This window comes from Oceanobacillus bengalensis (genome assembly GCF_003628445.1).
Classification (GTDB): domain Bacteria; phylum Bacillota; class Bacilli; order Bacillales; family Amphibacillaceae; genus Oceanobacillus; species Oceanobacillus bengalensis.
On sequence record NZ_RBZO01000053.1, the window covers coordinates 1 to 11145 of the forward strand.

An 11145-nucleotide genomic window follows, 5' to 3' on the forward strand; every position below is an offset into this window, starting at 1 on the left:
TAATCTAAATTAAGTTAGTTCGAAGTTTATACAAAGTCCTCCATTAATTTGAATTTAATGGAGGACTTAAACTTATCGTTCGGATTTTTCTTTACTAAATTTCTTTTGTCCCATCCTCTTTGTTAATAAATTTTTATTTCGATTTCGTGAAAAATGATTTAGGAATATCTGCCTTAAAGAGCATTAATCTACCATTAAATGGATGTTCAAAAGATAAAACACTTGCATGTAATCCAAGTCTACCAATCGGGTTTTGTTTCGAACCATATTTTTTATCACCAACAATTGAATGGCCTAAATCTTGCATATGGACGCGAATTTGATTTTTTCTACCTGTTTCAAGCTGCAATTCTAACAATGAAAAGTTCTTATTTGATTGGATTTTCTTATAATGTGTAATTGCTAGTTGTCCATCATTTCTATCAGGACTAGAATACATCATATGTGTTTTACTTTCTTTCAAATACGTCTTCATTACTCCTTGTTGCTGCTGTACGTTCCCTTCAACAAGTGCAACATAGGTCCGTTCTTTAACCATTTGCTTCCAATTATCTTGGAGCTTCCGCTTTACTTTCTCACTTTTTGCAAACATCATTACACCTGAAGTGTCCTTATCCAAACGATGTACTACAAATATGCGATTAGCTGGGTTCGCCCTTCGAACATGCTCCATTAATTGATGGTGTGCTGTTAATTTCTTCTCTTTTTCTGTTGCAATCGTTAGTAGGCCTGCTTCTTTATTAATAATAATAACATCTTTATCTTCATACACAATCGACATCCCAACGAGCACATTTTCCTTTTTTGCTTCCTCGTTTTTCAGTACAGTAACCATCTGGCCAGGATGTAGTGGATAATTATGCTTTGTTTCCATATGTTCGTCAACCGTAACCTGTCCACGGGTCAAGATTGATTTTACCGAGTTTCTACTACGATTAGACATTACCTTTAATAGAAACTTGAGTAATTCCGTTTCTTCTTCTACTTTAAATATTAGTGACTTCTCTTCGGGCATATTTTATTTATTCTCCTTATTAAAAAATGTTAAGTGTAAGTAACTTTAACTACCTACACCTAACATTAAGTTTAAATCTTTCCAGATGCAAATCTAATCCTCATCCTTTACGTCGATATCTTCAGGAATCGGCTCATTTAAATAATCGATGATCATTTGACGGTATTTATCCACTTGGTCAAAATGCGTTGTGAATTGTTCCTTATTAATGAGATATCGCTCACCATCATGTATCGCTCGAATACGACCTTGCAGTACTAATGCAGATATTTTTGTCTTTGGTATGGATAGAAAATCTGCGGTTTCCTCTATTGTTAGGTACATCGATATACAGCACCTTCCCTTAATTCATAGTTACTCGCCTAAAATATCATGATATTCCGGTGTTTCATCGATTTTACGCTTTACATAAGGACATAGTGGGACAATTTTTTTCCCTTTATCACGTGCATATGTAACGACTTTTTCCACCAATTGACCAGCAATCCCTTGCCCACGGAGTTCATCTGAAACATACGTATGATCTACCACTACACGATTCTCTCCTGATTCTACAAATGTAATTTCTGCTAAAGGCTCTTTAATGTTATCTCCAATATAAAACTTGTTTTCACCTTTATTAATCGTTGCCATTCTAGCCCTCCTATTTTAAATCATACCTTTTATTATACCCATCTTTTATCATTCATTTATATCAATCTAATTTTACCATAAACGACAGACCTTACAAAAAATTTACAATCAATTAATATTTCATTGATATAATCGAATAGTAACAGTACAAATTTACTAACTTTTTTTCTAAATGGGGGTAAAAGAATGATAAAAAAGCTTAAAAACATTTTCACCCAGACGTCACTACGTACACGATTGCTCATTCCATTTTTGGCGATTATGATTATTGTGGTTGCACTATACGGTTACACCTCATACATTCAAGCCAAGGATATTGCCATGAATACGATAGAAGACCGTCTACAACGCGAAACACAATTAATGGGATACATAGCAGAAAATTTACACTTTACATATGTAAGCGATGAAGCGTATTTTATGCAACAATTAAACGTGAATGTTCGTACACAAGAGGAACAACTCAAAAATGACGGGATAGAGTCAGACTTTTTCTATATTGTAGACGGTAGTGTACAAGCTTTTCAAGTTAGTGAAGATACGTTACCAAGTATAAATAATTCTATAGTAAACAATATCAATGAAAAGAATAATGGACAATTTACCGATACAATTGACGGGGAGGAATACCTTATTTCATTTCAAAAAATGGATGAAATAGGCGGCTCTTATGTACTCATCGTACCAACCAATTCCTTTATGGGACCTGTACATAATATGGGGTATGGATCAATTGCAATTTCACTTGCTAGTATTTTAATAAGTGCAATAATTATTATTTTATTTGTTCGAACACTAACGAAGCCACTAGATAAACTACGCAGCACAATGCGAGAGGTACGCACTGGAAACCTGAGTCATGCAGAAGATTTAAAGACTACAATTCCAGAATTCGTTTCTTTACATAAAAGCTATAATGCCATGATAACGCATATGCGAAACATGATTCACGAGCTTAAAGGCGCAACCATAAAATTGGATCAAACTGGGGAAGATTTAAAAGTTTCTTCCGAGAACACACTTCAGTCTAGTCAAGACTTAACGGAATCGATTAATATTGTGAAATTGGGTGCAGAGCAAACAGCGAATAGTTCAGAAGACAGCGTGACGAGCTCTTTAGCAATGAAAAAGCAAGTTGAAAATATGATAGAAAATATGAATACTGTTTTTACCAATTCAGATAGCATGAATAAGGCTGCTGAATTAGGTGAAAAAAATATCATTACATTAATAAACACGATACGTTCTTTCGAAGATGATTTTAAACACTTAATGATAACCATTAGAAATTTAAATAATAATTCCCAAGATATAGCAAAACTTGTCGGATTAATACAAGGAATTGCGGAACAAACAAAACTATTATCATTAAATGCATCCATTGAAGCTGCAAGGGCGGGAGAAGCTGGAAAGGGCTTTTCAGTCGTTGCAAATGAAGTTGGAAAACTAGCTACCCAATCAGCTTCTGCAGCAAGCGAGATTACTACTTCAATATCAAATATGAAAGGATTCACCCAAGATGTTACAGAAGAATTTGGAAAAATGCTTACGAAGACGAACGAAAATATCGATATGGCCAATGGTACAAAACACAGCTTTGACGAATTAATGCAAAATATTTCAGAAGTTAGCAGCAAACTTCATGATATACAAGGAGTATTACATCATTTAAAAGACGAGTTGCCTGACTTAGATAAAACTGCAGAAGCTTTTGCATCCATCTCACAGGAAACATTAGCAAGTACAGAAGAAATGCTTGCAAGTAGTGAACACCAACACCAACAAACACAGAGAACACATGACATAGGATTAAAACTAACCCAACTATCCAAAGAACTATCAGCCATAAGCGGACAATTCAATTAGAGGTGCCTGTCACTTCCCGAATTTTGTCGGTATTTGTCGAGCGGATAAAAAACGTAAAAACAGGAGCATTGCCTCATTCGGCATGCTCCTTGATTGTATGTCTTACCTTAAAATTATGCACTTCTAACTAGCGACACTTGATATACTTCCCCCTAAAAATTACATGAATTGATAACAATGAAGAGGATATATTAATACCTGAAAGGGGTAGATAAAGATGAACATTGACCTTTACTCGATAAGTAATCAGATGCCTGAATTTAGTAATCACCAACAAGCAAGAGATTGGTTTAAAAGTCAATTTGAAGATAATTTTCTGTTAAGAAGCAGTGATGAAATGAGTGGCAAAAAGATTTATTACTACCATATTGTGAAGGATCCCGATACTTACAAAAATTATATGGAAAGTTTCTCAAAACCTGAAAAACACGAGATTACAAACATGGAAACCTTTGAAAGTTACTCTACAGTGGAGATAAGTGAGCGTGGAGATGTTACTATATTGATTTAAAATAATATCTTGCCTATTATAAGCTCTTCAACATTTGGTACACCGTATTTTAAACCATTATAATACCACATGAAATCAAGTATTTTAAAACTGATTTCATGCGGTTCATTTCTATTTTAGAAGTATTTCCGATCCCTATAATCCCATTCCATCAACTGCATTATCTTTTACTTCCTGAGGAATTTCTATAGATTGGATGGTGTTAATGTTTGTGTATTTCGTGCTAACCTGCTGGGATAGCTTTACTTCGTCTCCTTCTACACCCATCGTCATTTCCATATCAATCTTCTCGCCATTCATTTCGTATGTTTCATTATCAATATAAAGCTCGATATATAGCTTACTCACATCCATGCTTTCTAAAACTTCATCCATTTCTTCGCCAAATTGTGCTGTTAACTCTTCAGACATATATTCGTCCATTAATTGGTTCGTAAGCTCAGTAAAACCCTCACCATCAGCAGTTAATTTAAAGACAAATTCATCTTCCGTTTCTTCAAATTCAAATTCCTCAACATACTTTTCAAACATCTCTAATTGCTCTGTTATATTTGGTTGTTGGTTGTTTAACGCATCCATAGGCATCATCGTCTCATCCATTTTCATCCACTGTGATGACATGGAATCATAAACATAAACTTCATCATCAACCAGATACATCTCTGTTTCCATTTCCATTGGAAAGTCATCCATCATCATAGATACTGTCCCTTTTTGGTACATTGCAAGTGGATCCAAAATCATTTCCGCTTCCATATTTGTTTCCATTTCTAGTGAAGATGATTCATCAGGCATTCCAATATTTTGTGTCATATCAATCACGACTTCAGCGCTTTCCATCCCTTCAGCTGCTTCCATTGCCTGTGTAAAAACATCTTCTGCGTTTTCATTTCCACAAGCAACAAGAGAGATGGAAAGTAATATCATCCCAAATGCTACAACTAACTTTTTCACGTGTATAATCCCCCTAATTATCAGATTAGTTGTAATACGGATGATAGATTAAAAAGTTTCATATCTCGACAATAGAATCTTGAGGAATGTTAGATATTATATTTCCCAGCTATTCAGAAGTAATTGTAATGCTGTATTTAAGTTTACTTCTTCAATTCCAGCAAATCCTAAAATAATTTTTGGCAATGTCTCTTTTCTTCTTTCTAGCGAATAAGCGGATAGCGGATAAATTCTTATCTTCGCATTCCTCGCTCTTTCAACAAGTTCTTGTTCATTCATACCATTTTTTATAACAAGTACAATATGAAGGCCTGAATACTCCTCAATAACCTTGACTTTTTCCTGATACGGTTTTAAAATGTCTAGTGTTTTGTTTAATTTACGTCGATAAATTTTTCGCATTCTATTTAAATGCCTTTCAAAATCTCCTTCTTTCATAAACGCCGTTAATATATGTTGATCTATCCTAGAAACAGTGCATTGATAATAGGAAAGTTCATTTCTATACTTGTTAAGGAGTTCTTTCGGCAATACCATGTAACTTATACGTAGGGATGGAATGAGTGATTTTGAAAAGGTGCCCAAATAGACCACCTTTCCAGCTTGATCCATGCTCTGTAAAGATGGAATCGATTTTCCACTATAGCGGAATTCACTGTCATAATCATCTTCAATAATATAACGATCCTGAGTACTTGCAGCCCACTTTAATAGCTTACTCCTACGATTGACAGAAAGAACAGAACCGTACGGAAAATGATGTGAAGGAGTAACATAAACAACGTTAACAAGCGTATCTTCAATTCCATCTATTTTCGCACCTTCGTGGTCCACTTCAAGCGGATATACTTCATTTGGATATCGTTTTAATAGCCTGGAAATCACATGATAACCAGGGTCCTCGACACCATAAACAGTATCCTTATTAAATAAATATACCAGTTGTTGCAGTAGTATCTCGCTTCCTGCACCAATTATAATGTCATCTGGTGAACACCGAACACCCCTAGCTTGATACAAATAGGTAGAGATTTCCTTACGTAGTTTCATCTCCCCTTGCATATCACCCAATAAAAGTAGGGAATGATTTTCTTTGTCAATCGTATCCTTTGCATACTTCCTCCACTTTGCAAATGGGAAATTAGCTGTATCGATGTAACTTGGATGGAAGTCAAACTTCATCTCGTCCTCTACTTCTATGTTTTCTTTCTTTTGGATTTTTTTTGTTTGGACATATTCCAAATCTTCGTATGTCAATACGAAATAACCCTTCCGTGGTATTCCTTCAATATATCCTTCTGCCATTAATTGATCATAAGCTGTTTCTACTGTGTTCTGACTTATCTTAAGAAATTGTGAAAGTTTCCGTTTTGATGGTAACTTTGCCCCATATTCTATTCGACCACCGACAATTTCATTCTTTATGTGCTCGTATAATTGTTCATATAGGGAGATACCGCTTGAGCGATTTAGATTACATGATAACATGTCCATTCCTTTCCACTCCTTATCCCATATTTTCAACTGACCTTATAATTTCATTAAAAACTGGCACTTCCAATAGCATCAATCTCTTTTTATAATAAAGTAAATTTAGAAAAATTCAATATATAAGAATGGAGTGGGATAATTGGAAAAATTACTAGGGACAGAAACTGTTAAAAGAGGAATGGCCAGGATGCAAAAAGGTGGCGTGATTATGGACGTCGTTAATGCAGAGCAAGCGAAAGTTGCAGAAGCTTCAGGAGCAGTTGCTGTCATGGCATTAGAACGTGTGCCATCTGATATTCGTGCTGCAGGTGGGGTTGCTCGAATGGCTGATCCAAGAATTGTTGAAGAGGTCATGAATGCTGTATCCATACCAGTTATGGCAAAGGCTCGTATTGGACATATTGTTGAAGCAAGAATATTGGAAGCAATGGGCGTTGACTACATAGATGAAAGTGAAGTTTTAACCCCTGCAGATGAGGAATTTCACCTTCTAAAAAGTGACTTTACCGTACCATTTGTTTGTGGTTGCCGTGATCTTGGCGAGGCAGCACGCCGCATTGGAGAAGGAGCTTCGATGCTCCGTACAAAAGGAGAACCGGGCACAGGCAATATCGTAGAAGCAGTAAGACATATGCGTAAAGTAAATGCTGAGATTAGAAAAATAACATTATTGAATGATGATGAATTAATGACAGAGGCAAAAAATCTTGGTGCACCATATGACGTATTAAAAGAAATGAAGCGCTTAGGCAAGCTACCAGTAGTTAATTTTGCTGCAGGTGGGGTTGCAACGCCTGCTGATGCTGCATTAATGATGGAATTAGGTGCGGACGGAGTCTTTGTTGGCTCAGGTGTCTTTAAGTCAGAAAGTCCAGAGAAATTCGCAAATGCCATCGTTCAAGCAGCAACTTACTACAATGATTATGACCTCATTGGTAAGCTTTCCAAAGAACTTGGAGCAGCAATGAAAGGTATCGATATTTCCAAATTATCCCTAGAAGAAAGAATGCAAGAACGGGGCTGGTAGAACCAAAAGCGAAAGCACCCGTTTAACGACGTACAGATGCGCCAGGGTGCCTGTCACTCCTCGAAATTTGTCGAATGAAAGGATGAATGAATTCTTATGGGAACAATTGGTGTTTTGGGTCTACAGGGTGCAGTTGAAGAGCATATTAGACAAATCGAAGCATTAAATTATAAAGGAATCGTAATTAAGAAGCCAGAGCAGTTAGATATCATCGATGGGTTAATCTTACCTGGTGGAGAAAGTACGACAATGCGTAAACTGATTGACCGCTATGGATTTTTTGAGCCTTTAAAACAATTTTCATTGAAAAAGAAACCGATCTTTGGCACCTGTGCGGGAATGGTCTTGGTTGCGAAAAGTCTCGTTGATGCGAATGAATTCCATCTCGGATTAATGGATATTTCCGTTAAACGTAATGCATTCGGGCGCCAGAAGGACAGTTTTGAAACAAATTTAAAAATTAATGGACTGGAAAATCCGTATAAAGCAGTTTTTATCCGGGCACCGTATATTACGTCAGCGACTGAAGAAGTACATGTATTAGCAACTTACGACAATCATATCGTTGCTGCAAAACAAAAGAATATACTTGTTAGTGCATTTCATCCAGAGTTAACAGCTGATAAACGTTTTCTCGAATTGTTTACTCAAATGGTAGAAACAAACATGAACCAACCAGGGTATACTTGCTAAATACTTCTATTGACGTGTATAGGAACTTTTTCATTTCTGATTCGTAATACTTAAGAAGAGTCAAAATGAGGGGGGATATCGTGTTTTGGTTATATATTCTAATACCGATTGTTGTCATTGGTGGGATTGCCGTATACATTGAAAAGAAATCAGGTATGTCTGTCCCAGATGAAGATAAACAAAAAGACAAGCTATTCCAAGTCCTAAGTCAAAATGATAAAAACACGCGCGGACCAGGTTTCTGAAAATAAAATTTGGTGCAAAATACTTACATAGAAAAAGGACTATCAACAATTGTTTTGGATAGTCCTTTTTTTACAGCCACTACTTTGCTTTTTTATAATTTTTATGATTTACGACTGTTTTTATTGGTTCTCCTGTTTGTGGATGTGTACCAATCTTGATGATTACGGAGTTATCCCTTACAGTAAGTACCTTTCCTTTTTTCCCTTTTTGAAGACCTTTAACTACATTAATTGTATCTCCAACATCTGCTTTCTTTATTTGGACTTCCTTTTCTTTCTCTTCTGTTGTCTTCTCTTCTGACACGTCTAGTACCTCCTTTATAGATAAGCATTACTTATTAATATAACTTTAAAAGTAACGCATAAGCCTGTTTATTCCATTAAAAAACTCCAGACCAAAACACCTTAAGAAATAGTATCTCCAATAGTAGGAATTAAAAGAACGCACGGTAATACAAGGCAACATCTATTTTGATATGCCGTACCGCCCTTTGTCAATTACATATGGTGATATATTCTTAAGCATATATCACTATTTTACCATATATAATAAGAAACTGTGGATATAGTATGCCCCTTAAGTGTGAATTAATTATAAACATTTGCCTGAAAAATAACAAAGGCGACGAGCTTCTTCCTATGAAGATTTTCGTCACCTTTTTTACTCTATATTAATTCCTCTAATTCATCAACCAATTCCCCAAAAACGTTTAATGCATCTTCAATTGGTTGTGGTGTTGTCATGTCAACCCCAGCTCTTTTCAGTAATTCAATAGGGAAATCTGTTCCACCACTTTTTAGAAAATCAAGATAGCGATTCACTGCGGATTCCCCTTCTTCAAGTATTTGCTTCGATAATGCCATAGCCGCTGAGAACCCTGTAGCATATTTATAAACATAGAATGCGCTATAAAAATGTGGGATTCTTGCCCACTCCACAGCTATTTCCTGATCATGTACAATTTCTTCCCCATAATATTCCTTATTGAGATTATAGTATAACGTTCTAAGTGCGTCAGCTGTCAATGGCTCATCCTTTTCAACTCTATCATGGGTAATCTTTTCAAACTCAGCAAACATTGTCTGACGATATACTGTCGTTCTAAACTGTTCTAAAAAGTAATTGATAAGATACATCTTCATTTTCTTATCATTTGTATTTTTTAATAAGTAGCGCATTAACAAAACTTCATTCACCGTAGAAGCTACTTCTGCAACAAAGATTTTATAATGTGCATAAACTTGCGGATTATGCTTATTACTATAATAGCTATGCATCGCATGCCCCATCTCATGTACTAATGTAAACATGCTTTCTAAATTATCTTTATGATTTAATAGGATGTAAGGATGAACCCCATAAGCTCCTGATTTATAAGCTCCACTTCTTTTTCCTTCATTTTCGTAAACATCTATCCAGCCCTCAGTATACGCATCACTAACCGTACCAACATAATCTTCGCCTAAAACTCCAAGCGCCTTTTTCATCGTTTCATATGCTTCTTCATAGCTAATTTCAACATCCATATCCTTAATCAATGGTGCATAGATATCATACATATGTAATTCTTCCACATTTAACAGTTTTTTGCGTAGTTTTATATACTTTTCCATAGGTTCGATATTTTGTTTAACCGTCTCAATTAAGTTTGTATATACCTCAGGGGATATATTATCACTGAATAAAGATGCTTCCAATGATGAGGGATGATTTCTAATTGTAGCATGAAAACGATCCGTCTTATTTGAAGCATATAGAGTAGAAGCAAAGGTATTTTCAAATTTCTTAAAGGAAGAATATAGAGCTTTAAATGCGCTCTTTCTAACTTCTCTGTCTTTACTCTGCATATATTGGATAAAATTTCCTTGCGTTATTTCCACTTCATTTCCTTCTTCATCTTTAATCTTAGGGAAAGACAAATCTGCATCACTTAACATCCCATATATATCATCCGAAGAATCTAGTAGCGAAGTTTGAGAGAGAATATATTCCTGTTCCTTTGATAATGTATGAGGTTTTGCACGTAATATTTCATCAAAATACTTCTTATAAAAGAGCAAGGAAGGTTCCTCATGATAATATGTTTCAACTTTTGCTCCGTCTAATGTTAGAAATTCTGTGTGAAAAGAAGATGAAACATCAGAATACAACAATTGAAGTGATGTCAACTTCTGTCCAAGTTCCTGACCTTTAGAATCCTTTGTATTTTCATCATGTTTAAGATGAGCATATACAAAAACTTTTTCAAGAATAAAGTCAACTTCTTTACTTTGTTTTAAAAATGTCAATAAGTTACTAGCAGTTGTCACAATTCCTCTTATATTAGTTCTCATTGATTCTAATAGACCCTGCGCTTCTTTTCGGGCTTCTTCCCATTTACTTTCATCTTCAAAAAGGTCTTCGAGCTTCCATTTATATTTTTCCGGTATTTCTTCTCTTTTCAATATTTTCATCAAAACTTTCCCCCCAGATTTTTATTAGTATCTCCATTATATTTGAAATACACTGATTAATACAACTTATACTACCTGAGTACCTTTTTATAGCAAAAAAGACAGAATACAAATTGTATCCTGTCTTCCTGTTGTCTGGCGGTGTCCTACTCTTGCAGGGGAACCCCCAACTACCATCGGCGCTGGAGAGCTTAACTTCTGTGTTCGGTATGGGAACAGGTGTGGCCTCTCCGCCATCACTACCAGACAACTATAT

At 35.5% G+C, this 11145-nt stretch carries 12 protein-coding genes and 1 rRNA gene; 5 read left to right on the plus strand and 8 right to left on the minus strand.

Features of this window, described 5'->3' with window-relative positions; all coding sequences use genetic code 11:
• Nucleotides 1-133: 133 nt before the first annotated feature.
• The 3 genes from D8M05_RS19190 to D8M05_RS19200 all read right to left on the minus strand — a co-directional run bounded on the left by D8M05_RS19190 (nt 134) and on the right by D8M05_RS19200 (nt 1648).
• Nucleotides 134-1015 carry an RluA family pseudouridine synthase gene (locus D8M05_RS19190; RefSeq protein WP_121134660.1) on the minus strand — a complete coding sequence of 294 codons (882 nt, stop codon included), beginning with the start codon at nt 1013-1015 and terminating at the stop codon, nt 134-136.
• A gap of 93 nt (nt 1016-1108) precedes the next feature.
• The gene (locus tag D8M05_RS19195; RefSeq protein ID WP_121134662.1) at nt 1109-1339 is read right to left on the minus strand and encodes an excisionase family DNA-binding protein; all 231 of its coding nucleotides are present in this window, start codon (nt 1337-1339) and stop codon (nt 1109-1111) included.
• A gap of 30 nt (nt 1340-1369) precedes the next feature.
• Entirely contained in the window at nt 1370-1648 is a 279-nt protein-coding gene (locus tag D8M05_RS19200; protein WP_121134664.1) for a GNAT family N-acetyltransferase, read from the minus strand.
• Nucleotides 1649-1834: 186 nt separating this feature from the next.
• On the opposite strand from D8M05_RS19200, the gene D8M05_RS19205 reads away from it, so the two are divergent.
• Together D8M05_RS19205 and D8M05_RS19210 are read left to right on the plus strand one after the other, a co-directional pair.
• Complete coding sequence (locus D8M05_RS19205) at nt 1835-3514, plus strand: methyl-accepting chemotaxis protein (RefSeq protein ID WP_121134666.1); 1680 nt, start codon at nt 1835-1837, stop codon at nt 3512-3514.
• 217 nt (nt 3515-3731) lie between these two features.
• Nucleotides 3732-4025, plus strand: a complete 294-nt coding sequence (locus D8M05_RS19210; protein ID WP_121134668.1) for a hypothetical protein — start codon at nt 3732-3734, stop codon at nt 4023-4025.
• A 135-nt stretch (nt 4026-4160) separates the two neighbouring features.
• On the opposite strand, the gene D8M05_RS19215 is transcribed toward D8M05_RS19210, so the two are convergent.
• Together D8M05_RS19215 and pdxR are read right to left on the minus strand one after the other, a co-directional pair.
• On the minus strand, nt 4161-4979 hold the full coding sequence (locus D8M05_RS19215) for a DUF6612 family protein (protein ID WP_121134670.1): 819 nt from the start codon (nt 4977-4979) through the stop codon (nt 4161-4163).
• 96 nt (nt 4980-5075) lie between these two features.
• Nucleotides 5076-6473, minus strand: coding sequence for a MocR-like pyridoxine biosynthesis transcription factor PdxR (gene pdxR, locus D8M05_RS19220; RefSeq protein ID WP_121134672.1), 1398 nt, complete (start codon nt 6471-6473; stop codon nt 5076-5078).
• A gap of 136 nt (nt 6474-6609) precedes the next feature.
• Between pdxR and pdxS the strand changes: the two genes are divergently transcribed.
• From pdxS to D8M05_RS20345, 3 genes are all read left to right on the plus strand, one after another.
• The gene (pdxS, locus tag D8M05_RS19225) at nt 6610-7497 is read left to right on the plus strand and encodes a pyridoxal 5'-phosphate synthase lyase subunit PdxS (RefSeq protein WP_121134674.1); all 888 of its coding nucleotides are present in this window, start codon (nt 6610-6612) and stop codon (nt 7495-7497) included.
• Between the two features lie 96 nt (nt 7498-7593).
• Nucleotides 7594-8190, plus strand: a complete 597-nt coding sequence (gene pdxT, locus D8M05_RS19230) for a pyridoxal 5'-phosphate synthase glutaminase subunit PdxT (protein ID WP_121134676.1) — start codon at nt 7594-7596, stop codon at nt 8188-8190.
• 80 nt (nt 8191-8270) lie between these two features.
• On the plus strand, nt 8271-8435 hold the full coding sequence (locus D8M05_RS20345; RefSeq protein ID WP_183072868.1) for a hypothetical protein: 165 nt from the start codon (nt 8271-8273) through the stop codon (nt 8433-8435).
• Nucleotides 8436-8514: 79 nt separating this feature from the next.
• On the opposite strand, the gene D8M05_RS19235 is transcribed toward D8M05_RS20345, so the two are convergent.
• The 3 genes from D8M05_RS19235 to rrf all read right to left on the minus strand — a co-directional run bounded on the left by D8M05_RS19235 (nt 8515) and on the right by rrf (nt 11136).
• A complete protein-coding gene (locus D8M05_RS19235) occupies nt 8515-8739 on the minus strand; it encodes a DUF2187 family protein (RefSeq protein ID WP_121134677.1) in 225 nt (74 codons plus the stop codon).
• 362 nt (nt 8740-9101) lie between these two features.
• Nucleotides 9102-10889: an oligoendopeptidase F gene (gene pepF, locus D8M05_RS19240; RefSeq protein WP_121134679.1), complete on the minus strand. Its 1788-nt coding sequence runs from the start codon at nt 10887-10889 to the stop codon at nt 9102-9104.
• A 133-nt stretch (nt 10890-11022) separates the two neighbouring features.
• Nucleotides 11023-11136 (minus strand): 5S ribosomal RNA (rrf, locus tag D8M05_RS19245).
• Nucleotides 11137-11145: the final 9 nt, after the last annotated feature.

Bases quoted from the DNA above. Each gene is read 5' to 3' on its own strand.
- pdxT (WP_121134676.1), top strand. From the start codon at position 7,594: ATGGGAACAATTGGTGTTTTGGGTCTACAGGGTGCAGTTGAAGAGCAT.
- pepF (WP_121134679.1), bottom strand. From the start codon at position 10,889: ATGAAAATATTGAAAAGAGAAGAAATACCGGAAAAATATAAATGGAAG.
- D8M05_RS19190 (WP_121134660.1), bottom strand. From the start codon at position 1,015: ATGCCCGAAGAGAAGTCACTAATATTTAAAGTAGAAGAAGAAACGGAA.
- D8M05_RS19210 (WP_121134668.1), top strand. From the start codon at position 3,732: ATGAACATTGACCTTTACTCGATAAGTAATCAGATGCCTGAATTTAGT.
- D8M05_RS19205 (WP_121134666.1), top strand. From the start codon at position 1,835: ATGATAAAAAAGCTTAAAAACATTTTCACCCAGACGTCACTACGTACA.
- D8M05_RS19200 (WP_121134664.1), bottom strand. From the start codon at position 1,648: ATGGCAACGATTAATAAAGGTGAAAACAAGTTTTATATTGGAGATAAC.
- pdxR (WP_121134672.1), bottom strand. From the start codon at position 6,473: ATGGACATGTTATCATGTAATCTAAATCGCTCAAGCGGTATCTCCCTA.
- D8M05_RS19195 (WP_121134662.1), bottom strand. From the start codon at position 1,339: ATGTACCTAACAATAGAGGAAACCGCAGATTTTCTATCCATACCAAAG.